The sequence below is a fragment of the Streptomyces sp. NPDC005004 genome, from assembly GCF_053600675.1.
Map to the genome: position 1 here is coordinate 1 of NZ_JBSGAH010000019.1, position 23,514 is coordinate 23,514.

General features: G+C 71.4%; 25 protein-coding genes. 10 read left to right on the forward strand and 15 right to left on the reverse strand.

The window, feature by feature from the left end:
- The 5 genes from ACWEEU_RS24380 to ACWEEU_RS24400 form a co-directional block, all read right to left on the reverse strand.
- Positions 1–928, reverse strand: a 928-nt coding sequence (locus tag ACWEEU_RS24380; RefSeq protein ID WP_451734942.1) for a hypothetical protein, incomplete at its 3' end; no start/stop codon positions are given.
- Entirely contained in the window at positions 925–1,689 is a 765-nt protein-coding gene (locus ACWEEU_RS24385) for a hypothetical protein (protein WP_451734944.1), read from the reverse strand. The genes ACWEEU_RS24380 and ACWEEU_RS24385, both read right to left, overlap by 4 nt.
- A 62-nt stretch (positions 1,690–1,751) precedes the next feature.
- Complete coding sequence (locus tag ACWEEU_RS24390; protein WP_385743140.1) at positions 1,752–2,039, reverse strand: hypothetical protein; 288 nt, start codon at positions 2,037–2,039, stop codon at positions 1,752–1,754.
- A 79-nt stretch (positions 2,040–2,118) separates the two neighbouring features.
- Positions 2,119–2,403 carry a hypothetical protein gene (locus tag ACWEEU_RS24395; RefSeq protein ID WP_385743142.1) on the reverse strand — a complete coding sequence of 95 codons (285 nt, stop codon included), beginning with the start codon at positions 2,401–2,403 and terminating at the stop codon, positions 2,119–2,121.
- On the reverse strand, positions 2,400–2,963 hold the full coding sequence (locus ACWEEU_RS24400) for a hypothetical protein (protein ID WP_451734946.1): 564 nt from the start codon (positions 2,961–2,963) through the stop codon (positions 2,400–2,402). The genes ACWEEU_RS24395 and ACWEEU_RS24400 overlap by 4 nt, the downstream gene beginning before the upstream one ends.
- A 260-nt stretch (positions 2,964–3,223) precedes the next feature.
- On the opposite strand from ACWEEU_RS24400, the gene ACWEEU_RS24405 reads away from it, so the two are divergent.
- The 3 genes from ACWEEU_RS24405 (at position 3,224) to ACWEEU_RS24415 (ending at position 5,602) form a co-directional block, all read left to right on the forward strand.
- Positions 3,224–4,021, forward strand: a complete 798-nt coding sequence (locus tag ACWEEU_RS24405; protein WP_451734948.1) for a lytic transglycosylase domain-containing protein — start codon at positions 3,224–3,226, stop codon at positions 4,019–4,021.
- 11 nt (positions 4,022–4,032) lie between these two features.
- The gene (locus ACWEEU_RS24410) at positions 4,033–4,914 is read left to right on the forward strand and encodes a hypothetical protein (protein ID WP_451734950.1); all 882 of its coding nucleotides are present in this window, start codon (positions 4,033–4,035) and stop codon (positions 4,912–4,914) included.
- Between the two features lie 142 nt (positions 4,915–5,056).
- Positions 5,057–5,602 carry a sigma-70 family RNA polymerase sigma factor gene (locus ACWEEU_RS24415; protein WP_385743149.1) on the forward strand — a complete coding sequence of 182 codons (546 nt, stop codon included), beginning with the start codon at positions 5,057–5,059 and terminating at the stop codon, positions 5,600–5,602.
- Between the two features lie 6 nt (positions 5,603–5,608).
- On the opposite strand, the gene ACWEEU_RS24420 is transcribed toward ACWEEU_RS24415, so the two are convergent.
- Complete coding sequence (locus ACWEEU_RS24420; RefSeq protein ID WP_451734952.1) at positions 5,609–6,802, reverse strand: extracellular solute-binding protein; 1,194 nt, start codon at positions 6,800–6,802, stop codon at positions 5,609–5,611.
- A 138-nt stretch (positions 6,803–6,940) separates the two neighbouring features.
- Entirely contained in the window at positions 6,941–8,380 is a 1,440-nt protein-coding gene (locus tag ACWEEU_RS24425; protein ID WP_451734954.1) for a gamma-aminobutyraldehyde dehydrogenase, read from the reverse strand.
- Positions 8,381–8,586: 206 nt separating this feature from the next.
- Here ACWEEU_RS24425 and ACWEEU_RS24430 point away from each other — a divergent pair, with 206 nt between their 5' ends.
- The 6 genes from ACWEEU_RS24430 (at position 8,587) to ACWEEU_RS24455 (ending at position 14,185) form a co-directional block, all read left to right on the forward strand.
- The gene (locus tag ACWEEU_RS24430; protein WP_385743155.1) at positions 8,587–9,105 is read left to right on the forward strand and encodes an Lrp/AsnC family transcriptional regulator; all 519 of its coding nucleotides are present in this window, start codon (positions 8,587–8,589) and stop codon (positions 9,103–9,105) included.
- A gap of 2 nt (positions 9,106–9,107) precedes the next feature.
- On the forward strand, positions 9,108–10,472 hold the full coding sequence (locus tag ACWEEU_RS24435; RefSeq protein WP_385743157.1) for an aspartate aminotransferase family protein: 1,365 nt from the start codon (positions 9,108–9,110) through the stop codon (positions 10,470–10,472).
- A 203-nt stretch (positions 10,473–10,675) separates the two neighbouring features.
- Positions 10,676–11,416 (forward strand): ABC transporter ATP-binding protein, encoded by a 741-nt coding sequence (locus ACWEEU_RS24440; protein ID WP_451734956.1) that lies wholly within the window; start codon positions 10,676–10,678, stop codon positions 11,414–11,416.
- Positions 11,398–12,678 (forward strand): hypothetical protein, encoded by a 1,281-nt coding sequence (locus tag ACWEEU_RS24445; protein WP_451734958.1) that lies wholly within the window; start codon positions 11,398–11,400, stop codon positions 12,676–12,678. Before ACWEEU_RS24440 ends, ACWEEU_RS24445 begins: the two co-directional genes overlap by 19 nt.
- A 91-nt stretch (positions 12,679–12,769) precedes the next feature.
- A complete protein-coding gene (locus tag ACWEEU_RS24450; RefSeq protein WP_385743163.1) occupies positions 12,770–13,177 on the forward strand; it encodes a VOC family protein in 408 nt (135 codons plus the stop codon).
- 303 nt (positions 13,178–13,480) lie between these two features.
- A complete protein-coding gene (locus tag ACWEEU_RS24455; RefSeq protein WP_385743165.1) occupies positions 13,481–14,185 on the forward strand; it encodes an LAETG motif-containing sortase-dependent surface protein in 705 nt (234 codons plus the stop codon).
- Between the two features lie 87 nt (positions 14,186–14,272).
- On the opposite strand, the gene ACWEEU_RS24460 is transcribed toward ACWEEU_RS24455, so the two are convergent.
- The 4 genes from ACWEEU_RS24460 to rlmN form a co-directional block, all read right to left on the reverse strand.
- Positions 14,273–15,295, reverse strand: a complete 1,023-nt coding sequence (locus ACWEEU_RS24460; protein ID WP_451734961.1) for an ABC transporter ATP-binding protein — start codon at positions 15,293–15,295, stop codon at positions 14,273–14,275.
- Positions 15,295–16,896, reverse strand: a complete 1,602-nt coding sequence (locus tag ACWEEU_RS24465) for an ABC transporter permease (RefSeq protein ID WP_385743171.1) — start codon at positions 16,894–16,896, stop codon at positions 15,295–15,297. Before ACWEEU_RS24465 ends, ACWEEU_RS24460 begins: the two co-directional genes overlap by 1 nt.
- A gap of 56 nt (positions 16,897–16,952) precedes the next feature.
- A complete protein-coding gene (locus ACWEEU_RS24470; protein WP_385743173.1) occupies positions 16,953–18,044 on the reverse strand; it encodes a thiamine ABC transporter substrate-binding protein in 1,092 nt (363 codons plus the stop codon).
- A 248-nt stretch (positions 18,045–18,292) separates the two neighbouring features.
- A complete protein-coding gene (rlmN, locus tag ACWEEU_RS24475; RefSeq protein WP_385743175.1) occupies positions 18,293–19,399 on the reverse strand; it encodes a 23S rRNA (adenine(2503)-C(2))-methyltransferase RlmN in 1,107 nt (368 codons plus the stop codon).
- Positions 19,400–19,501: 102 nt separating this feature from the next.
- Here rlmN and ACWEEU_RS24480 point away from each other — a divergent pair, with 102 nt between their 5' ends.
- Positions 19,502–19,834, forward strand: coding sequence for a deoxyxylulose-5-phosphate synthase (locus tag ACWEEU_RS24480; protein ID WP_385743177.1), 333 nt, complete (start codon positions 19,502–19,504; stop codon positions 19,832–19,834).
- A 75-nt stretch (positions 19,835–19,909) separates the two neighbouring features.
- Here the strand turns inward: ACWEEU_RS24480 and ACWEEU_RS24485 are convergent, their stop codons facing one another.
- The 4 genes from ACWEEU_RS24485 to tsf form a co-directional block, all read right to left on the reverse strand.
- Complete coding sequence (locus ACWEEU_RS24485; protein ID WP_385750564.1) at positions 19,910–20,932, reverse strand: phosphatidate cytidylyltransferase; 1,023 nt, start codon at positions 20,930–20,932, stop codon at positions 19,910–19,912.
- A complete protein-coding gene (frr, locus tag ACWEEU_RS24490) occupies positions 20,932–21,489 on the reverse strand; it encodes a ribosome recycling factor (protein ID WP_026248385.1) in 558 nt (185 codons plus the stop codon). Before frr ends, ACWEEU_RS24485 begins: the two co-directional genes overlap by 1 nt.
- A gap of 179 nt (positions 21,490–21,668) precedes the next feature.
- Positions 21,669–22,427: a UMP kinase gene (gene pyrH, locus ACWEEU_RS24495; RefSeq protein ID WP_385750567.1), complete on the reverse strand. Its 759-nt coding sequence runs from the start codon at positions 22,425–22,427 to the stop codon at positions 21,669–21,671.
- 188 nt (positions 22,428–22,615) lie between these two features.
- A complete protein-coding gene (tsf, locus tag ACWEEU_RS24500) occupies positions 22,616–23,452 on the reverse strand; it encodes a translation elongation factor Ts (protein ID WP_385750570.1) in 837 nt (278 codons plus the stop codon).
- Positions 23,453–23,514 lie beyond the last annotated feature (62 nt).

Below are 23,514 nucleotides of genomic sequence, written 5' to 3' on the forward strand. Positions count from 1 at the left end.
CTACGCCTCCTGGGGCGACCGGGGCCAGCAGGTCCTGGAGTTCAAGTCGGCGGTGCGGGCGCTGCACGAGGCGGGCATCGAGGTGATCCTCGACGCCGCCCGTGCCCAGCGCGGCGGTCGCGGGCACCACGAGCTTCAGCAGCGCGGGCAGCGCGACGGCGGACAGCAGCATCACGCCGATGCCGGCGATACGGACGTTGACGTCGCTGCCGTCGCCGTCGCCCGAGCTGTACGTCGTCATCACCGAGCCCGCGTACATCACGAGTCCCGCGGCCGGTTTGTACAGCAGCCAGGCGACCATCCAGCCGACGTGCTTGCGCCACCAGCCCGCGCCCCAGTCCGTCATGGAGGCGGCGGCGGCCAGCGGCAGGGTGCCGAGCAGCAGGATCATCACGCCGAGCCGGATGTAGAGCAGGACGGTCTGGACGATCCCGGCGAGCAGCAGCAGGAAGGCGAGCACCATCAGCAGGAACGCCTGGATGCCGCCGCCGTCCGAGCACTGGCCGATCGAGTCGAGCTGGCGCTGCGCGCCCTGCTGGAACAGATAGTCCGAGTAGCGGTCCGACAGGCTGGCCGCCGCCGTGACGACGGTGGTGGCCGCGCCGGAGACGAAGATCACCCGCAGGATGCCCTTCAGCGCGGTCCTGCCCGCGTCACCGCGCTGCTCGGCTGCCATCCGCGCGGCGGCGAACAGCAGCGAGCCCACCGCCAGATAGACCACGATCCACTGGGACTGGTTGTTGATGTCCTTGGAGGTGTTCGTGTTCGGCAGGGTCGGGATGCTGGTGATCAGGTCGCCGAACACCTCGACGGCGGCGGCGAGGACGAAGTCCGCGATCCCCTTCATGATCGTGCCGATGGGGTCGCCGAGGAAGCTGAAGAACCCGACCAGGGCGTTCAGCAGCGGATTGCCGTCGTCGCAGCTCATGTCCGCGCCCCTCCCCACACGAGGTAGCCGTTGGCGTTCTGGACCGAGCGCACCGGGCTGTGCAGGGAGCCGTCCCCGGCGGGCAGCACCTTCCAGTCACCGTCGCTCCAGCGCAGGTCGATACTGGTCGCGGCGTACCCCTGGCTGCTCCTGATGAGCAGGTCCACGGTGGAGTCCCGGCCGTCGTACCGGGTCACGGCGAACCCCGCGTACGACGAGACCGAGGCGCTGTCGGGGCGCCGCTCGGCGCCGGTGGTGCGCACGGTGGAGCGGTGGAAGACGAACCGGTCGCGACCCCGGCCCGGGACGAGCTGCCGGTCGGCCACGGTCCGCCAGTGGGCCTCGCTCATCTGCGAGGTGATGACCTGGGCGGCGAGCACGGAACCGACGGGCGTGTGCGCGAAGCACCACCACGGCGCCCGGTCGGTCACGGTGGGACCGGCTGCCGCCGACACCGGTACGCGGACGACGCCGACGGCGCGCCAGCGGATGTCCCGCGGGGCCGTCGCGGGCACCGTGTTCCCGGGCGCCTCGTCGGTGTGGCACCCCGGGGGGCGGCCGTCGGTGGCGAGGGCACCGCCCGTCGGCGGACCGCCGGAGCCGGCGGCCTCGGCGTGGTCCGTGCCGTCGCCGCCCGAGGTCAGTGCGACGATCCCGGCGAGGACGACCACGGCCGCGAGGAAGCCCGCCGACATCTGCCAGCCGCGCTGCTTCCAGTACGGCCCCTCCTGCACGGTCCGGCGCCGTCTGCGTGTGAACATCACCAGTGCTCCCTGTGTGCGCTTCCGTCGAAGTCGACGCTGGGCGAGGTCGGTCGAAGACGTCAGTTGAAGACGAAGGCGACCAGCGGTCCGGCTGTCGCGACCAGGACGCAGCCGCCGAGCACCATGCCGAGGCGGCTCATGTGCTCCGAGCTCTCGCCCCGCTTCAGGGAGAGGGCCATCATCGCGCCGGTGACCAGCACCCCGGCGACCCCGGCGGCCGTACCGGCCCAGGCGGCGATGCCGAGCACGGTGTCGACCTTCGCGGTCAGTTCGCCGGGCGCCTGCCGGGTCGGCTGGGGCACGCCCGAGGCCAGGAGGCTGGAGGCTTCGAACAGCAGTGAGGACATGGGGATCTCCGGGAGTCGGGGCGCCCGGCGCGGACGGCGGGCGGCGGGGGCGTGCGGTTGCGACGAGGGGGTACGGCGCTCAGGGGTCGAGCAGTTGCAGCGAGCCGAGGGCCGCGACGAGCGGTCCGGCGCAGGTGGCGAGCAGACAGCCGAGGGTGACGAAGAAGACGCCGCGGAAGTGCTCGCCGCCCTCCCCGGGGTCGCCCCGGCGCAGCTGGAGGGCCATCCGGGTGCCGACGACGATGAGCCCGCCGACTCCGGCGGCGGAGGCGCACCAGGCGAGCAGGTTGAGCAGGGTCCCGGCGTCGCCGCCCGGGTCGAAGGCGGCCAGCAGGGGACCCGCGAGGAGACGGTGGCTCGTCACGCGCTCACCCCGGCCTGCGTGTCGGCGCCCACCAGGCGGGCGAGCGTGGCCAGTTGACGGGGGACGGTCCTCGGCTCGGCACCCACCCGCCAGGCCGGTATCCACGGCACCCGGTGCACATGGGCGGCCGAGCGCAGGACCCGGACGCGGCGCAGCAGGCCGAGCGGCAGCCGGGCGGGGGCGTCGGCGACGAGCACCACGGCCAGCAGTTCGAGCCCGTGCGGCGCCCTGCCCTCGTGCAGCGCACCGAGCGCCCGTGACACGGACCGCATCCCGTGGGCGCTGGTCCGGCCGACCAGCACGATCCGGCGCGGTTCGCCTCGTGCGGGCTCCGGCCAGCGGGCGCCCACGTCCACCCCGCCGAGCAGGTCGGCCAGCGAGGTGGCACCGGCCCCGCCGTGCGCCTTGACCCATCCGACGGCGTCCCTCGACTCCGCGCGCGAGGGGACGGTGCGCCGGGGCTCGTCCCAGGGGGCCGCACCGGCGCGGCGCGCGGGAGGCGCCGGGCGGGGCGCGGTGCGCGCGACAGGGGCCGCGGGCCGAACCCCCTGGGGGGCCACGGGGGTTGCTGCGACCCCGGACACGGACGTGGCCGTGGGGCCCCGCTCCCAGGCCCGTGGACCCGGCGGTGTCGCCGACGGAGTGCCCATGTGTGTCCCGCCTCCCTCTCCGCTCGCGCTTCCGCTGCTCTGACTCATCTGTTTTCCACCGGTTTGAACTTCTTCGCTCCAGGACCCGTTGGGTGTGCCGAGTCCGACGGACAGCACAACGGGCCGTCCGGGCACAGCGGTTCAAGGCGAGAGGAAGAAGGCGGGCGCGGATGAGCGCGGAGAACGGGGACGGCGGGGAGCAGGGCGCCTCGAACGCCGTCAGGAACACCATGGCCGCCGGGGCGGGCTGCGGCTGTCTGCTGTCGCCCGTGGTCCTGCTCGGCACGATCGTGGTGGTGATCGTCTTCGGTGGACTCGGCGTCCTGCTGGCCCCGCTCATCGCGCTGATCCTGCTGTTCGGCGGCGGGGGCGACTCCGGGGGCTCCTCGCCCGAGGACCAGGCGAGCCAGGCGGTCGAGATCTTCAACGGCGACGGCAAGGGCACACTCGACGAGGACACCGTCCCGGACGACCTCGTCGACCCCATCGAGAAGGCGGGCGCCCTGTGCGAGGCGGTCGGTCCGATCGTCATCGCCGCGCAGGTGGAGAGGGAGTCCTCGTTCAACGCCTCGCTGGTGGGGCCGGACGGCGAGAAGGGTCTCTCCCAACTGCCGCCCGACGTCTTCGAGAAGTACGGCAAGGACGACGACGACAACGACAAGGTCTCCGCGCTGGACGCGGCGGACTCCGTCATGGCCCAGGGCCGTTACATGTGCGACCTCGCCGACCAGGCCCAGCGGGCGATCGACGACGGCCGGGCCCAGGGCACCGCGCTGGACCTCGCGCTGGCCGCGTACGACGTCGGGATGGACTCCGTCCTCGCGGCGAAGGGCGTACCGAGCACGGCGGAGGCACAGGGGTATGTCGCCTCGATCCGCGCCCAGTTCGCCAAGTACGCGGGCGTCGCCGCACCGCCCGACGGCGCGACCCCCGGCGTCACTCCCACTCCCACCGACGGTTCCCTCTGAGGAGGATGGTCATGATCAGTCACCAGGTACGCGTGTCCGGCGGCGAGTTCGCCGTCATCGACGGGGAGACCGTCACGGCGGGGCCCGGCGGCTCCGTGCACGACGCCGTCCTCGACCGGCTGCAGCGGTACGCCGAGCGGCGGGGCTCGGCCGTGGCGGCTGCCGTGGCCGAGGACACGGACCGCTTCGTCCTGGAGGTCTCCCCGGACGGCTCCAGCCGCGTGCTGCCGTCCGAGGAGACGCAGGACACGCCCGAGACCACACCCGAGGACGCGCCCGAGACCACACCCGAGAACACGTTCGGGAAGCCGGAGGACGCCCCCGAGGAACCCGGGAGGCCCCAGGACCGCTCCGCCATCGCCGCCGTACTCGCCCGCGCCCGCGCCACCGCCGCCGCCCGCGCCACTCCCCCGGCGCCCCCCGCACCCGCCCCGGACCCCGCCGCGGAGGTCCCGCCGCAGCTGGCGGAGCCCGTGACCCGCATCAACACCCTCGCGCGGATCGGCCACTTGGACGAAGCACTCGCCGAGGCGACCGCGCTGCGCGAGCGCCTGGCCGGCTCGGCCGGGACCGAGCATCCGCACACCCTCCAGGCCCGCGCGGTGGAGGCGTACCTCGCGCACCTGAGCGGCCGGCACCGCGAGGCGACCGTGCTCGCGCTGTCCGTGGCCCGCAGCCGCTGCGGGGCCGGGGACGCGCAGGCGCCGACCGAGGTCGTGCGGGCGGCGGCCGCCTGGCAGCGGCTCGACGACGAGCGGGCGGCCGTCGTGCACGGGCGCGAGCTGCTGCACATGTGGGACCGCCTCGGCAGCCGGGGCCCGCTCCCGCCCGGCCACGCGGAACTCGCCGAGCGGGTGCGCGGCCAGGTGGAGTCCCTGGAGGCGTACGCCTGACCCGGGCACCCGCGTGTACGCCGTCGTGGACCGGCCGTCAATCGAGTGTGGAACCGCCCTCGGAACACTCCCGAGTCCCGGCAGCCCCGGCCGTTTCCCGGCCGGGCTGCCTCGCGAGGAGCACGAGGAGCGGGAGCACACCATGAACATGACGGTGATCGGGTCGGCGAGCGCGACGACCCCGGACGAACGGGCGCTGGGCGACCTCTACGTCGAGCACGGTCCGGCGCTCCACGCGTACGTGCTGCGGCTGCTGGGCGGGGACACGCACCGGGCGGAGGACGTCGTCCAGGAGACGCTGCTGCGCTGCTGGAACAAGCGGAACCTCACCGACCGCGAGGGGATGGCCGTACGCCCCTGGATGTTCCGGGTCGCGCGCAACCTCGTCATCGACGCGCACCGCACCCGCCGGGCCCGTCCCGCGGAGGTCGGCGGCGCGACCTGGCTGACCGAACTGGGCGCCGAGGCCGACCAGATGGAGCACATGCTGTCGGCGATCGTGGTCCAGGACGCCCTGGAGGCGCTGACACCCGCGCACCGGGACGTCCTGGAGGCGACGTTCTTCGAGGACCGCACCACCCAGCAGGCCGCCGCGGCCCTCGGCGTCCCCCAGGGCACCGTGAAGTCCCGCGTCTACTACGCCCTGCGCTCACTGCGGACGGCACTGGAGGAGCGGGGACTGGGCTGAGGGCTCTCAGAGCCCCGCGATCCGGTTCCAGCGCCGTGCGAACTCCACCCGTTCCGTGGACGTGATGTCCCGGGCTATCGCCAGGCGGGAGCGCATCGTCGGGTCGGGGAAGATCAGGGGGTTGTCCGCGAGGGCCGCGGTGTCCTTGTCCCCGGAGGAGGCCAGGACGTCCTGGGCGGCGGGGACGGGGCAGACGTAGTTGACCCAGGCGGCGAGCTTCGCGGCGACGTCCGGGGCGTAGTAGTAGTCCACCAGGCGTTCGGCGTTGGACTTGTGGGCGGCCAGGTCGGGGATCATCAGGGAGTCCGACCAGAGTTCGGCGCCCTCCTCGGGGACGACGAAGCGGATGTCGGGGTTGTCGGCCTGGAGCTGGATGACGTCGCCGGAGTAGGCCTGGCAGGCGAGGACGTCGCCGCTGACCAGGTCCTTGGTGTAGTCGTTGCCGGTGAAGCGGCGGATCTGGCCGCGGCGGACCTGGTGGGCCACCTGGTCGCAGATGGTGTGGAAGTCGTCCGCCGTCCACTTCGTGATGTCGACGCCGTTGGACTGCATCAGCAGCGCGAACGCCTCGTCCAGTCCGGAGAGCAGCGTCACCCGGCCCTTGAGGTCGGGTGCCCAGAGGTCCTTCACGTGCCGGATCTCGCGGCCGAGCCTGCGGTGGTTGTAGGCGATGCCGGTGATCCCGGACTGCCAGGGCACGGTGTAGAGACGGCCCGGGTCGAAGGCCGGCGAGCGCAGCAGCGGGTCCAGGTACCTCGCGACGTTGGGCTGGTGGGCGCGGTCCATCCGCTGGACCCAGCCGAGGCGGACGTACCGCGCGCACATCCAGTCGCTGATGACGATCAGGTCGCGGTCGGTCGGCCGGTGGTTCATCAGCGCCGGGCTGACCTTGCCGAAGAACTCGTCGTTGTCGTTGATCTCCTCGACGTAGTCGACGGAGATCCCGGTGCGCTTCTCGAAGGCGTCCAGCGTGGGCCGCTTGTTCGGGTTGTCGTCATCGGTGTCGATGTACAGCGGCCAGTTCGACCAGACCAGCCGGTGGTCACTCGCCGAGCGGTCCGGCGCCGACCGCGCACCGGCGCGTACGTACGCCGAGGGCACCCCGCACCCGGCGACCGCGCCGAGCGCGGCGGTACCCCCGAGAGCACGCAGCAGGGTCCGGCGGGAGGGGGCGGAACCACGAACAGAGGTGTGAAGCACTCGGAAAGTGTGCCGCCCGAGCCGCAAAAGAGACAATCCGAGGCCGGACCGAACGGGCGCGGGGAACTGCGCGAACAGCCCCCACGCGCCCGCGGCCGGCATACGACCGCACCAACCCGGCCGGACCCGGCGAAGCGCCTACGCGTCGAGCGAGGTCATCACGTGCTTGATCCGCGTGTAGTCCTCGAAGCCGTACCCCGACAGGTCCTTGCCGTAGCCCGACTTCTTGAAGCCGCCGTGCGGCATCTCCGCGACCAGCGGGATGTGGGTGTTGATCCACACACAGCCGAAGTCCAGCTTCTTGGACATCCGCATCGCGCGCCCGTGGTCCTTGGTCCACACCGAGGAGGCCAGCGCGTAGTCGACGCCGTTGGCCCACTCGACGGCCTGGTCCTCGTCGGTGAAGGACTGGACGGTGATGACGGGGCCGAAGACCTCGTTCTGGACGATCTCGTCGTCCTGGTTGAGGCCGGAGACGACGGTCGGGGCGTAGAAGTAGCCCTTGTCACCGACCTGGTGGCCGCCCGCCTCGACCTTGGCGTGGGCGGGGAGCCGCTCGATGAAGCCGGAGACCTGCTTGAGCTGGTTGGGGTTGTTCAGCGGACCGTAGAGCACGTCCTCGTCGTCCGGCTGCCCGGTCTTGGTCTCCTGCGCGGCCTTGGCGAGCGCCGCGACGAACTCGTCGTGGATGGACTCCTGGACGAGGACGCGCGTGGCGGCGGTGCAGTCCTGGCCGGCGTTGAAGAAGCCCGCGACCGAGATGTCCTCGACGGCCTTGGGGATGTCGGTGTCCTCGAAGACGACGACCGGCGCCTTGCCGCCCAGCTCCAGGTGGACCCGCTTGAGGTCCTTGGCCGCGGACTCGGCGACCGACATGCCCGCGCGCACCGAGCCGGTGATGGAGGCCATCGCCGGGACGGGGTGCTCGATCATGCGGCGGCCGGTGTCGCGGTCGCCGCAGACGACGTTGAAGACGCCCTTGGGCAGGATCGAGCCGAGGATCTCCGCGATCAGGACCGTGGAGGCGGGGGTGGTGTCGGACGGCTTGAGCACGACCGTGTTGCCCGCCGCGAGGGCCGGGGCGAACTTCCACACCGCCATCATCATCGGGTAGTTCCACGGCGCGACCTGGGCGCAGACGCCGACCGGCTCGCGGCGGATGATCGAGGTGAGGCCCTCCATGTACTCGCCCGCGGAGCGCCCCTCCAGCATCCGGGCCGCGCCCGCGAAGAAGCGGATCTGGTCGACCATCGGCGGGATTTCCTCGGTGCGGGTGAGCCCGACCGGCTTGCCGGTGTTCTCCACCTCGGCCGCGATCAGTTCCTCGGCCCGCTCCTCGAAGGCGTCCGCGATCTTCAGCAGGGCCTTCTGCCGCTCGGCGGGGGTGGTGTCGCGCCAGGCGGGGAAGGCCGCGGCGGCGGCCGCCATGGCGGCGTCCACGTCCTCCTGCCCGGACAGCGGCGCGGTCGCGTACGCCTCACCGGTCGCGGGGTTGACCACCTCGGTGGTCCGTCCGTCGGCGGCGTCCCGGAACTCACCGTCGATGTAGTTGCGCAGACGACGCAGCTCGGTGCTCACTGCCGGCCTCCTGATCTGGTTCGAGGGTTCGAGCTGTCCCGCCCCCCGGGGCAGCACGGCTGTCCGGTGGCTGAGACAGCCCAACCCTAGTCGCGACACCCACGTTTTCAACACCCCCACCACCACCGGTCCTGCGAAATCCGCACACTCCACCCTCGTAAACAACGAATTTCATCGATCGAGCCTTGCGAAACTGTCGAGACGTCGTGCACAGTGTGGGCGTGGCCAGTCGAAGCGCAGAACACAGGGACTCCGCCCGCGAGTCCAGGAGCGGCACTCCCCAGCTGGACGCCGTCTCCCTCGCCATCATCGAGCAGCTCCAGGAGGACGGCCGCAGGCCCTACGCCGCGATCGGCAAGGCGGTCGGCCTCTCCGAGGCGGCCGTGCGCCAGCGCGTGCAGAAGCTGCTCGACCAGGGCGTGATGCAGATCGTCGCCGTCACGGACCCGCTCACCGTGGGCTTCCGCCGGCAGGCGATGGTCGGGATCCACGTCGAGGGCGACGTGGAGTCCGTCGCGGACGCGCTGACCGCCATGCCGGACGTCGAGTACGTGGTGATGACCGCGGGCTCGTTCGACGTCCTCGCCGAGATCGTCTGCGAGGACGACGACCACCTGCTGGACGTGATCAACCGGCGCATCCGGGCCCTGCCCGGCGTGCGCTCCACCGAGAGCTTCGTCTACCTGAAGCTCAAGAAGCAGACCTACATGTGGGGAACCCGATAACCGTGACCCAGAAGGACCTCAGCCGCAGCGCGTACGACCACCTGTGGATGCACTTCACCCGCATGTCCTCGTACGAGAACTCCCCCGTCCCGACCATCGTCCGGGGCGAGGGCACCTCCATCTACGACGACAAGGGCAGGCGCTACCTCGACGGCCTCGCGGGCCTGTTCGTGGTCCAGGCCGGACACGGCCGGGTGGAGCTGGCCGAGACCGCCCTCAAGCAGGCCCAGGAGCTGGCCTTCTTCCCGGTGTGGTCCTACGCCCACCCCAAGGCGATCGAGCTGGCCGAGCGGCTGGCCGGGTACGCGCCCGGGGACCTCAACAAGGTCTTCTTCACCACCGGCGGCGGCGAGGCCGTCGAGACCGCCTGGAAGCTCGCCAAGCAGTACTTCAAGCTGACCGGCAAGCCGACCAAGCACAAGGTCATATCCCGCTCGCTGGCCTACCACGGCACCCCGCAGGGCGCCCTCTCCATCACCGGACTGCCCGCCCTGAAGGCGCCCTTCGAGCCGCTGGTGCCCGGCGCGCACAAGGCCGCGAACACCAACATCTACCGCGCGCCGGTCTTCGGCGACGACCCGGAGGCGTTCGGCCGCTGGGCCGCCGACCAGATCGAGCAGCAGATCCTGTTCGAGGGGCCGGACACGGTCGCCGCGGTCTTCGTGGAGCCGGTGCAGAACGCCGGCGGCTGCTTCCCGCCGCCGCCCGGGTACTTCCAGCGGGTGCGCGAGATCTGCGACCGGCACGACGTGCTGCTCGTCTCGGACGAGGTCATCTGCGCCTTCGGCCGCCTGGGCACGATGTTCGCCTGCGACAAGTTCGGCTACGTCCCGGACATCATCACCTGCGCCAAGGGCATGACCTCGGGCTACTCCCCGATCGGCGCGACGATCGTCTCCGACCGCATCGCCGAGCCCTTCTACCGCGGCGACAACGTCTTCCTGCACGGCTACACCTTCGGCGGCCACCCGGTCTCCGCCGCCGTCGGCCTCGCCAACCTCGACCTGTTCGAGCGCGAGGGCCTCAACCAGCACGTCCTCGACAACGAGGGCGCCTTCCGCTCGACCCTGGAGAAGCTGCACGACCTGCCGATCGTCGGCGACGTCCGCGGCAACGGCTTCTTCTACGGCATCGAGCTGGTCAAGGACAAGAACACCAAGGAGTCCTTCGACGGCGACGAGATCGAGCGCATCCTCTACGGCTTCGTCTCCAAGAAGCTGTTCGAGAACGGCCTCTACTGCCGCGCCGACGACCGGGGCGACCCGGTGATCCAGCTCGCCCCGCCGCTGATCTCCGACCAGGAGACCTTCGACGAGATCGAGCAGATCCTGCGCGCCACCCTGACGGAGGCGTGGACCAAGCTCTGACCTCCCGCGCGGATGCCTCCGGTCGGTCGACCGGCCCCGGCCCCGGCGCCGCCCGTTCGAGTGAGAACGGCGGCCCGGGGCCGTGTGCTGTCCCGGCGCGGACCAGCGGCTGCCTAGCGTGCCAGTGACCGATCGGCCCGGTGTTTCGTTCCCCCGGACGGGGGACGGACACGGGAAAACGGATCAGAACCGAGGTGTACGCCATGGAGGCCCCGCCGGACAACGACGTGCTCTGGGCACGCTCCCTCACCTTCAGGCACCCCGACGGCTCACCCGGCATCGCCGGGATCTCGCTCGGAGTGCGCGAGGGCGAGATCCTCGCCGTCGGCGGCCCGCGCGGCAGCGGCAAGACCACCCTGCTGCGCTGTCTGTCCGGCCAGGTGCGCGTGCGGGACGGCGAGGTCTGGTTCAACAGCTCCCCCGTGCACACCATGGGCCCGTTCGCCCGCGAACGGCTGCGCCGCGACCGGTTCGGCTGGATCGACCCGGCCCCGGCCCTCGTCCCCGAGCTGAACGTCTGGGAGAACGCCGCGCTCCCCCTGATGCTGCGCGGCACGAGCCGGCGCCGGGCCAAGGTGGCCGCCATGGAGTGGCTGGAGCGCCTGGACGTCGGCGACAAGTCCCGCAAGCGCCCGCACGCGCTGCTGCACGCCGAATGCCAGCGCGTCGCCATCGCCCGCGCGCTCGCCACCGGGCCCACGGTCCTCTTCGCCGACGAGCCCACCGCTCCGCTGCACCGCGCCGACCGGGGACATGTGCTGCGCACCCTCACCACGGCCGCCCGTTCGCACGGCATCACCGTGGTCCTCGCCACCCACGACTCCGAGACCGCGGCCCTCGCGGACCGCACCGTCTCCCTGCTCGACGGCCGGCGCGTGAAGACCGTGCATCTGCCGGACGCGGAGGAGAAGGAGGGCCGGGCCGCGTGCTCGCTCTCCGCCTGACCCGTGCCGCCCGGCCCGCCGTCCAGCTGCGCCGCCTGCTGGTGGCCGCGGCCTCGGCGGGCACCGGGTTCCTGCTGCTCGGCTCCCTCGGCTACGCGCTCGGCCACCCCACGACCCCGGGCGCGGGCGCGCTGCGCCTGGCCTGGTGCCTGGTGCCGCTCGCCGCCACCGCGTACCTCGCGCTCGCGGTGGCCCGCACCGACCCCGGCACCCGGCCGCGCCCGGGGCTTTCGGCGGTCGGGCTCGGTCCCGGGCGGCTGATGGCGATCTCCGCGCTGACCACGGCGCTCTCCTGCGTACTGGGCTCGCTGGTGGCCCTGATGTTCTTCCTGCACCTGCGCGGCGACATCACGGGGATGCCGTTCGACGGCGACGGCGCCAAGCTGCTCGCCGCCGACCAGCCGCTGCCCGTACCGGCCGTGCTGACCCTGCTCACCCTCGCCCCGGCCGTCGCCTCGCTGACGGTCGCCCTCGCCCTGCGCCCCAGGGACGGGCGGCCGGGGGCGCGCTGGTTCGACACGGCGCTCGGAGGCCGTCCGGGCGCGGCGGCCGAGCCCCCGGCCGACGACGAGAGCGCCGGCGAGTCGGACGACGCGGGTGCCGGTGCGGGTGCCGGTGCGACCGTCGGCGCACCCGATGCCGTCGCCGTACCGCCCGCCCCGCGCGAGGCACCGGACGGTTTCCCCTGGGGTGTCGCCGCGCTGGCGGGCGGTCTCGCCGTCCAGGCGTACGCGGGCCGGGTCACCCCCGCCCCCTCGCTCGCCGCGCTGCCCGCCGAGGGCGCGGCGGTGCTCGTGGGCTGGATGCTCACCGCACTCGGTCTCGTCCTGGCCGCACCGGGGCTGACGTACCTCGCCGGGCTCCTGCTGCAGAGCACGCGGCCCGGCGCGCTCAGGCTGCTCGCCGGGCGGGTCCTGATGGCGGAGGCCACGCGGATCGGGCGCCCGCTCGGCGTGCTCTGCGCGGTGGTGTCCGCCGCGTTCGCGATGACCGTGCTGTACGACGGCTCCGCGCCGCCCTTCGGCCCGCTGACCCTGCTCGGCACGCTGGTGGTGGCCGGCTGCACGCTGGCCACGCTGCTGACCGCCGCCGTGGAGGCGCGCCAGTCCCGCGCCGACACCACCGCCGCGCTGCTGCGTCTCGGCGCCCCGGCGACGATGCTGCGCAGCGCCGCCGCGCTGCGGGCGGCCGCCCTGCTCGCGGTGTTCGGCCCGCTGACCCTGCTGATCGCCTATCTGTCCGCGCTGCCCACAAGCCGCTGAGCACAAGCCGCTGAGCCAACCGATGAGTTCCGGGACGGTCCGCCGTCTACACAGGCGGACACCATCGAACACACGGACCCCGGAGGGCCCCATGTACCGCCAGATGATCTTCGTCAACCTGGTCACCGCCGACGTCCCGGCCACGCGGAAGTTCTTCACGGAGCTGGGCTACGAGATCAACCCGCAGTTCAGCACCGACGAGTGCGCCTGTGTCGTCATCAGCGACACCATCGTGGCGATGCTCATGACGCGCGAGCACTACGCCCGCTTCACCGACAAGGAGATCGTGGACGCGCGGACCTCCAGCGAGGTGCTGCTCTGTCTGAGCGCCGAGAGCCGCGAGCGGGTGGACGAGCTGGTGGACAAGGCGATCGCGGCGGGCGGCACGGCCCACGGCGAGCCCCAGGACCACGGCTTCATGTACGGTCGCGCCTTCGACGACCTGGACGGGCACACCTGGGAGGTCATGTGGATGGACCCGGCGGCGATCCAGGACTGACCGTCAATGTGCTGACGCGAGCGAGGCGTTGGCGTCCGGGTGACCGGACGCCGACGCCTTTTGCCGTTGCGGGGGCGGTAGTTGGCCACGTAAGCGACCGGATAGAGTCGGCGCCCGAGGCGTTGAAACGTCTCTTCAGTTAATAAGACGGTAAAGTCAACGGCTCACAGGTGCCTACGCATTGACACTCCTTATGGAGCGCTTATAAACCTGTGTGTCTCGTGGGGGTACCGGGACTGTGCCTCACCCCGCCCCAACTCCCCCACTACCCCCCGCAGTTCTGCACTCAGCAAAGGACAGGACTTGTCCATATCCCGCCGCAACGCACGCCGCTCCGTGCGCATCCTGGGTCTCGCCTCCGCGTCCGCCGCGCTGGTCCTGGGCGTCTCCGGCCAGGCTCTCGCGTGCAACATCAGTGAGTTCTCGGCCGAGGCCGTCTGCAACGGTGGCAAGGGTTCCATCGTCGTCACCGACAAGGACTTCTCCGGCCAGAAGGCCACCGTCACGGTGTTCCTGGAGAACAACGGCGCCGACGAGAAGAAGATCGGCGAGCAGGAGGTGACCGGCACCAAGGAAGGCGCCAAGATCACCTTCGACGAGGACTGGAAGCCCGGCGCTGTCTACCGCGTCAGCGTCAACGTGCCCCGGTTCATCAACAACAAGGACATCACGCCGAACCTGACCACCCCGGCCACGGCGTGCGGCAAGGAGGCCACCCCGGCTCCGAGCGACTCGGCCTCCGAGTCGGCCAAGCCGTCCCCGTCGGAGACCAAGCCGGCCAAGGGAGACGCCTCCCCGTCCGGCTCGGCGTCCGAGAGCGCCGCGGCCCCGGCGTCCGACGTCCCGAGCAACGCGCCGTCCGCGGCCATCGGTGACTCGAACCTCGCCGAGACCGGTGCCAACTCCAACACCGGCCTGATCGCCGGTGTCGCGGGCGCCCTCGTGGTCGTCGGCGGCGGCGCGGTGTACTTCGGTATGCGCCGCCGTGGCGCGAAGAACGGCGGCTGACGCCGGGCTTCCGCCCACCACCGCTTCACCACCGCGGCCCGTCCCCGAATCCACGGGGGCGGGCCGCGGTCGCGTTCCGGTCGCCGGTCAGCCGAGGACGACCACGTCCGACGCGTCGAACACCACGCCGGTCTCCGCCCCGGTCTGCGGCGCGTCGGCCGGCGCGCAGGCGGCTTCCAGCAGAGGTCCGCCGTCGTGGGGCCGCAGCCGCAGCGCGACATGGGTGCCCTTGAAAGTGCGCGCGGCCACCGTGCACGGCAGCCCCGTGTCCTCCGCCACCAGCCGTACGCCGGCGGGCCGTACGAGCAGTTCGCGGCCGCCCTGCGGTGAGCCCTCCGGCACCGGCAGCTTGCCCCAGGGGGTGTCCGCGACCGCGTCGGTGACGGTCGCCGCCACCACGTTGTCGAAACCGAGGAAGCGGGCCACGAAGGCGTCGGCGGGCCGCCTCCACACCTCAAGTGGCGTGCCGGACTGGGCGATTCGCCCGTCCCTCATCACCACGACCCGGTCGGCGAGGGCGAACGCCTCGCCCTGGTCGTGCGTGACGGCGAGCACGGTGGTGCCCAACCGGCCGAAGAGTTCCTGCAGTTCGACCACCAGACGCTCGCGCAGCGAGCGGTCGAGCTGCCCCAGCGGCTCGTCCAGCATCAGCAGGCGGGGCCGGGGCGCGAGGGCCCGCGCGAGCGCGACCCGCTGCTGCTCGCCACCGGACAGCCCGGCCACCGCCCGCCGTTCGGAGCCGGGCAGCCCGACCAGTTCCAGCAACGCCCTTACCCTGGCGTCCCGTTCGGACCTGGACACCCCGTGCATCCGGGGCCCGAAGGCGACGTTGCCGCCCACGTCACGCTGCGGGAAGAGCTGGTGGTCCTGGAACATCAGGCCCACGCCCCGCCGGTGCGCGGGCACGCCCGCCTGGTCGCGGCCGTCGAGCGACACCCGTCCGGCGTCGAGCGGCTGGAGCCCGGCGACGGTCCTGAGCAGCGTGGACTTGCCGCTGCCGCTCGGCCCGAGCACACACACCACCTCGTGCTCGGCCACGTCGAGGTCGACGCCGTCCAGCACCGGACGCCCGCCGAGACGTACGGTCGCCTCGCGAAGGCTCAGCAGCATCAGAACTCCCCCGTCCGGTCCACGCGGGCCCGCTCCAGAAGGAGCAGGGCGGCCGCGCAGACGACCATGAGAATCGTGGAAAGGGCCATCGCCTGGCCGTAGTTCAGCTCCCCGGGGCGGCTCAGCAGCCGGGCCACCGCGACGGGCAGGGTCGGGTTGTCGGGGCGCGCGATGAAGACGGTCGCCCCGAACTCGCCCAGGGAGACGGCGAACGCGAACCCCGCCGCGATCAGCAGCGCCCTGCGCACCAGCGGCAGGTCGACCTCCCGCCACACCCGCCAGGGCGACGCCCCGAGCACCGCGGCCGCCTCCCGGAGCCGTACGTCCACCGCGCGCAGCACGGGCAGCATGGTCCGCACGACGAAGGGGGCGCCGACCAACGCCTGGGCGAGCGGGACCAGCATCCACGACTCGCGCAGATCCAGCGGCGGCCGGTCGAGGGCGATCAGGAAGCCGAAGCCGACGGTCACGGCGGAGACGCCGAGCGGCAGCATCAGCAGGGCGTCGAACCCGCGCACCAGCCGTCCCGCGTCGCGGCGCGCCAGCGCGGCGGCGGCGAGCCCGCCGATCGCCACGGCGATGGCGGTGGCGGCGACGGCGTACTCCAGCGAGGTCCACACGGCGTTCAGCGGCGCCGTCAGGAACGTGCCTCCGTCGGCGTCGGTGAGCGCCCGGTAGTAGGCGAATCCGGGCGCGTCCAGGGAGCGGCGCACGAGCACGGCGAGCGGCAGGACCAGCAGCAGGGCCACGGTGACGAGGACCCCGGTGAGCAGCGCCCGCTGCCCGGCGCCGCGCGGACGGCGGGCGGTGACCGAGGCGTCCACCAGGCGCAGGGTGCTCTCGCGCCGCCGTACGGTCCAGGCGTGCACGGCGAGGATCGCGCCGACCGCCGCGAACTGGAGCAGGGTGAGGACGGCGGCCGTGGTGAGGTCGAAGACCTCGGAGGTCTGCCGGTAGATCTCCACCTCCAGGGTGGAGAAGGTGGGGCCGCCGAGGATCTGCACCACACCGAAGGAGGTGAAGGTGAACAGGAAGACCATCAGCGCCGCGGCGGCCACGGCGGGCGCGAGCGCGGGCAGGGTGACCTGCCGCCAGGCGCGCAGCGGGGAGGCGCCGAGCATCCGGGCGGCCTCCTCCTGCCGCGGGTCGAGCTGCGCCCACAGACCGCCGACGGTGCGCACGACGACCGCGTAGTTGAAGAACACGTGTGCGAGGAGGATCGCCCACACCGTGGTGTCCAGGCGTACGCCCCACAGCTCGTCCAGGAGCCCGCCGTGGCCGACGAGTGCGAGGAAGGCGGTGCCGACGACCACGGTCGGCAGCACGAACGGGACGGTGATCACGGCCCGCAGCACCTGTTTGCCGGGGAAGTCGAACCGGGCGAAGACATAGGCGGCGGGCAGCGCGATCAGCAGGGTGAGCGCGGTGGAGGCGAGCGCCTGCCAGGTGGTGAACCACAGCACATGGCGGATGTCGGGGCGGGCGAGCACGTCCGTGACGCGGCCGAGGTGCCAGGTGCCGTCCGCCTTCAGGCCGCGCAGCACGATCGCGGCCACGGGCCAGGCGAAGAACACCGCGAAGAACGCGGCCGGCACGGCCATGAGACCGAGCCGGGCCGCGTTCGCGCGGACGCGCCGCGTGGCTGCCCGCCGCGCGGCTACTTGAGTACGAGCGACGTCCACGAGCTGACCCACTGGTCGCGGTTGGCGGCGATCCGGCCGGGCGCCATGTTCTCCGGGTGCTTGGCGGCGGGCCCGTACTCGGTGAACTCGGCGGGCACCTTCGCGTCCTTGACCACCGGGTACACGAACATGTTCAGCGGCATGTCCTGCTGGAACTTCTTCGACAGCAGGAAGTCGAGGAACGCCTTGCCGCCCTTGGGGTTCTTGGCGTGGCTCAGCAGCCCGGCGAACTCGGTCTGCCGGAAGCAGGTGCCCTCGGAGACGCCGGTCGGGGCGGTCGAGGGACGCTTCTTGGCGTAGATGACCTCGGCGGGCGGCGAGGAGGCGTAGGAGACGACGAGCGGGCGGTCGCCGCCGGCCTTCTTCCCCTCGGAGGAGCCGGAGAACTCCTGGTAGTACGCCTGCTCCCAGCCGTCCACGACCTTCACGCCGTTGGCCTTGAGCTTCTTCCAGTACCCCTCCCAGCCCTTGTCGCCGTACCGGGCGGCGCTGCCGAGCAGGAAGCCGAGGCCGGGCGAGGAGGTGGAGGCGTTCTCGGTGACCAGGAGGTTCTTGTACTTCGGGTCGGCGAGGTCGGCGAAGGTCCGCGGGGGCGTGAGCTTGTGCTTGCCGAAGTACGCCTTGTCGTAGTTGACGCAGATGTCGCCGTAGTCGACGGGCGTGACGCGGTGCTTGGCGCCGTCCAGCCGGAAGGCGGCGTCGACCTGGTCGAGGCCCTTGGCGGCGTACGGCTGGAAGAGGCCGTTGTCGAGGGCGCGGGAGAGCAGGGTGTTGTCGACGCCGAAGAGGACGTCGCCCTGGGGGTGGTCCTTGGTGAGGATCGCCTTGTTGACGGCCTGACCGGCGTCGCCGTCCTTGAGGACGCGGACCTTGTAGCCGGACTGCTTCTCGAAGTCCTGGATGACGCTCTTGGACGCGGCCCACGAGTCGTGGCTGACCAGGGTCACGGTCCTGGTGTCGGCGGCGTGCCCGGTGCCGGCGGAGCCGGTCGATCCGGTGGAGCCGCACGCGGACAGCGTGACCAGGCCGAGGCCGACCGCCGCGGCCACGAGGGTCTTGGTGTGCACTGGATGTTCCTCCTGGGTCTGGCCAGGAAGAGACGCGGCCCTGCCCGGTCTCCGCGGACGGAGGCCGGGCAGGGCACAACAGCTTGAGTGATGACCGAACTTCCTACCCAGAATGACCTGGGCGAGGTTCAGAGGGTCTGCGGGCCTTGGTGCCGCACTCTCAGCGCTGTGGCGCTCCCCTGTCGGAATATGCAGATGTATGACGCGTATGAAGTTGTGCAGGTATGGCGTTGTACGACCGGCCCAGGTTACCGCTCGGTGGCGGCGAGCTGACCACACGCCCCGTCGATCTCCTGGCCCCGGGTGTCCCGCACGGTCACCGGAACGCCGTGCGCGGCGATGGCCTCCACGAACGCCTTCTCGTCCTCGGGACGGGAGGCGGTCCACTTGGAGCCGGGGGTCGGGTTCAGCGGGATCAGGTTGACGTGGACGGGCCTGCCCTTGAGCAGCCGTCCGAGCCGGTCACCGCGCCACGCCTGGTCGTTGATGTCCCGGATCAGCGCGTACTCGATGGACAGCCGGCGACCCGACTTCTCCGCGTACTCGAATCCGGCGTCCAGTACCTCGCGCACCTTCCACCGCGTGTTCACGGGGACGAGGGTGTCGCGCAGCTCGTCGTCGGGGGCGTGCAGGGAGATCGCGAGCCGGCACTTGAAGCCCTCGTCCGCGAAGCGGTGGATCGCGGGGACGAGCCCGACCGTCGACACGGTGATACCGCGCTGCGACAGCCCGAGCCCGTCGGGGGCGGGATCGGTGAGCGCGCGAATCGCCCCCACGACCCGCTTGTAGTTGGCGAGCGGCTCGCCCATCCCCATGAAGACGATGTTGGAGAGCCGAGCGGGCCCACCCGGGACCTCCCCGTCCCTCAGCGCCCGCATCCCGTCCACGATCTGGTGCACGATCTCGGCGGTGGACAGGTTCCGGTCGAGGCCGGCCTGCCCGGTCGCACAGAACGGGCAGTTCATCCCGCACCCGGCCTGCGAGCTGATGCACATGGTCACCCGGTCCGGGTAGCGCATCAGCACCGACTCCACGAGCGTGCCGTCGAACAGCCGCCACAGGGTCTTGCGGGTCGTCCCCTGGTCCGTCGACAGATGCCGGACGACCGACATCAGCTCGGGGAACAGCGCCTCCTGCAGCTTGGCGCGGGACCCGGCGGGGATGTCGGTCCACTGCTCCGGGTCGTGCGCGAACCGCGCGAAGTAGTGCTGCGACAACTGCTTGGCGCGAAACGGCTTCTCCCCGGCCTCCGCGACAGCGTCCTTGCGCTCGGCAGGCGTGAGATCGGCAAGATGCCGCGGCGGCTTCTTGGCTCCGCGCGGCGCGACAAAAGTGAGTTCTCCGGGCTTGGGCATGGTGGTACCAGTGTCTCAGATCCAATAGCGACGCCTTACGCCGTCGCCCTCCGCTGCGGAAACCCCGTTGGCCCGCGACCGGCAGCGCCCTAGCCTGGGGCGATGCCCGCGAACGTGTCGTACGTCTGCCTGGACTGCAGGGTGTCGTACAAGCTGCGCCCGTACCCCGACGCCGGGCGGCGGGTCTGCCCGCGCTGTGCCGGTGATCTCTTGTACGCGGGGTCGGCCTACGCCGCACCTGCCAAGCGGGACACCGAGGGCTGGCGGGTTCTCACCGTGGTGCTGAACGCGGGGCTGACCTTTCGCCAGTGCTGTTGCGGCAGTGGTCCCGGATACCGGCCGCGCACCCTGCGCGAGGTCCGCGAACGCCTGGACCACGCGCGCCGCACCGGTGAGCCCGTCTCCCGCGCGCTGGAGCGGTACGAGGTGCCCTGACCGGGGCGGATACGGCGGCGGGCCCCGTCCTGAAGTCAGGACGGGGCCCGCCGAGGCCGTTCGGCGGATGTCCGGTCAGGACCCCACGAACGCCACCATCAGCATCCACACCACCGGAGCCGTCGGCAGGAGGGAGTCCAGGCGGTCCATGATGCCCCCGTGGCCGGGGAGCAGGGTGCCCATGTCCTTGATGCCGAGGTCTCGCTTGATCATGGACTCGCCGAGGTCGCCCAGCGTGGCGCTCACGGCGACCGCGAGGCCCAGGACCAGACCCTGCCACCAGGCGCCGTCGTCGATCAGGAACTGCATGCACAGTGCGCCCGCGACCATGGCGAACAGCACCGCGCCGACCAGGCCCTCGCGGGTCTTGCCGGGGCTGATGCGCGGGGCGAGCTTCTTCTTGCCGAAGCGCCAGCCGACCGCGTAGGCGCCGGTGTCGCTGACCACCGTGAGTATCAGGAAGGTCAGCACCCGCCAGGCCCCGTCGTGCGCGGTGAGCAGCAGTGCGACGAACGTGGCCAGGAACGGCACGTAGAACGCGGCGAAGACGCCTGCCGTGACGTCCTTGAGGTAGTTCTCCGGCGGCTGTGTCATCCGCCAGACCAGGACCGCGAGCGCGGTGAGCGCCATGGCGACCCAGGCACCCTCGGCCCCGCGCGCGTACCCGGCGATCACCATGGCCGCGCCGCCCACCGCGAGCGGCACGAGCGGCGCGTTGATCTCCTTGCGCTCGCGGAGCCTGCTGGTCAGCTCCCAGAGCCCGACGACCACCGCGACCGCGACGACGCCGACGAACACGGCCTTGACGACGAACAGGGACGCGATGATCACCGCGCCGAGTCCGACGCCGACCCCTATGGCCGCGCTCAGGTCGCGGCCCGCGCTCTTCTTCTGCGGCGCGGGCGCCGGCTGCGGGGAGTCGGGCATGGGCTCCGGATTCTGCGAAAGGCTCGGATACGGGCTGCCGTGCTGCGGGGCGAACGCCCCGTCGTACGCCGGACCCGCCGGGACAGCCCCCTGGGCGGGCCCACCGTCGGTGGGCCCCCAGTAGCCGGCCTGCCCCGCCTGCGGCGGCGCCCCCCAGGAAGAGTCGCTCATCAGACTTCGAGCAGCTCCGCTTCCTTGTGCTTGAGAAGCTCGTCCACCTGCGCGACGTACTTCGCGGTCAGGTCGTCGAGTTCCTTCTCCGCGCGGCGGCCCTCGTCCTCGCCGACCTCGCCGTCCTTGATCAGCTTGTCGATGGCGTCCTTGGCCTTGCGGCGCACGGAGCGGATCGAGACCTTGGCGTCCTCGGCCTTGTGCTTGGCGACCTTGATGTAGTCGCGGCGGCGCTCCTCGGTCAGCTCGGGGAACACCACACGGATGATGTTGCCGTCGTTGCTGGGGTTGACGCCCAGGTCCGAGTCGCGGATGGCCTGCTCGATGTTGCGCAGTGCGCTCTTGTCGAACGGCGTCACGACGGCCATGCGCGGCTCCGGCACGGAGAACGAGGCCAGCTGGTTGATCGGCGTCGGGGCCCCGTAGTAGTCGGCCACGATCTTGTTGAACATCGCCGGGTGCGCACGCCCGGTGCGGATCGCGGCGAAGTCCTCCTTGGCGACCACGACGGCCTTCTCCATCTTCTCCTCGGCTTCGAGGAGGGTCTCTTCGATCACCACTTGCTCCTGCGTGTCTTGAGTAAGGCCCGGCTGCGGTTCCCCGATCGGGCGGCGGCCGGCTGCGTCGCGTCTGCATCCTGCACGGTTCCCCACCGGCAGGACATTGTCCATCCCCCGGCCAGGGTGCGTCCGGTCCGGCACCCGGACAAGTCGCGCCCCTGGGCGGGGAGTGCCGGTCAGTCCCGGCTGCCCTGGTCACCCACGAGCGTGCCGATCTTCTCACCCTTGACGGCCCGCGCGATATTGCCCTCGGCGAGCAGCTCGAACACGAGGATCGGAAGGCGGTTGTCCCGGCAGAGGGTGATCGCGGTGGCGTCGGCGACCTTGAGGTCGCGGGTGATGACCTCGCCGTAGCCGAGCGCGTCGAACTTGACGGCGTCCGGGTTGGTCTTGGGGTCGGAGTCGTAGACCCCGTCCACGCCGTTCTTGCCCATGAGGAGCGCCTCGGCGTCGATCTCCAGGGCGCGCTGGGCGGCGGTGGTGTCGGTGGAGAAGTACGGCATTCCCATGCCGGCGCCGAAGATGACCACGCGGCCCTTCTCCAGGTGGCGCACGGCGCGCAGCGGGATGTACGGCTCGGCGACCTGGCCCATGGTGATGGCGGTCTGCACGCGGCTGTCGATGCCCTCCTTCTCCAGGAAGTCCTGGAGGGCGAGGCAGTTCATGACCGTGCCGAGCATGCCCATGTAGTCGGAGCGGGCGCGGTCCATGCCGCGCTGCTGCAGCTCGGCGCCGCGGAAGAAGTTGCCGCCGCCGATGACGACCGCGATCTCGGCGCCGTCGCGCACGACGGCGGCGATCTCACGGGCGATCTTGTGCACCACGTCCGGGTCCACGCCGAGGCCCCCACCTCCGGAGAAGGCCTCTCCGGACAGCTTCAGCAGAAACCGGCCGCCAACTTTGCCGTCGTCGCTCTTCTGGGCCTTGGTGGTCATGGGGAATCCCGTCTTTCACGTGGTGCACATACGAAGAAGGCCATTGCCGGTGGGGTCGCTTCTCGCTCCCTTGCGCGGCAATGGCCTCCTCGTCAGATCTGCTGCCGTCCGTCACACGCCCGGCCGGCGGTGTACGCGGACGACTGCTGTCGACCCTATCCGGGTCTCGCGTCGAGCGCGGTACGGACTCAGATGCCGACCTTGATGCGCGAGAAGCGCTTCAGGGTGACACCGGCCTCGTCCAGGACCTTCTGGACCGACTTCTTGTTGTCCAGGGCGTACGGCTGGCCGAGCAGCGTGGCGTCCTTGAAGAAGCCGTTCAGACGACCCTCGACGATCTTGGAGATCGCGGCCTCGGGCTTGCCCTCGGCGCGGGTGGTCTCCTCGGCGACGCGACGCTCGGTCTCGACGACCTCGGCCGGGACCTCGTCCTTGGAGAGGTACTTCGGCGCGAAAGCGGCGATGTGCTGGGCGATGCCCTTGGCGACGTCGGCGTTCGGCTTGTCCAGCTCGACGAGGACACCGATCTGCGGGGGCAGGTCGGGCATCGTGCGGTGCATGTACGCGGTCACGAAGCCGTCGGAGAACTGCGCGAAGCGGTCCAGGACGATCTTCTCGCCGAGGTTGGCGTTGGCCTCGTCCACGAACGCCTGGACGGTCTTGCCGGGCTCGATCTCGGAGGCGAGCAGCGCCTCGAGGTCGGCCGGGTTCGTCTTGGCGATGTGCTCGGCGATGGTGTTGGCCACGGCCTGGAACTTGTCGCCCTTGGCGACGAAGTCCGTCTCGCACTTCAGCTCGACGATGACGCCGGAGGAGTTGTCGTCGGCGATGATGGAGACCACGGCGCCGTTCTCGGCGGAGCGGCCCTCGCGCTTGGCGACGCCCTTCTGGCCCTTGATACGCAGCGCCTCGACGGCCTTCTCGACGTTGCCCTCGGCCTCGTCCAGAGCCTTCTTGCAGTCCATCATGCCGGCGCCGGTGAGCTCACGGAGCTTCTTGACGTCGGCGGCGGTGTAGTTCGCCATGAGTCTGTGAGTCTTTCTGGAGTCTTGAAAGATCGGAGATCCGCACGGGCCCGCGACCGGCG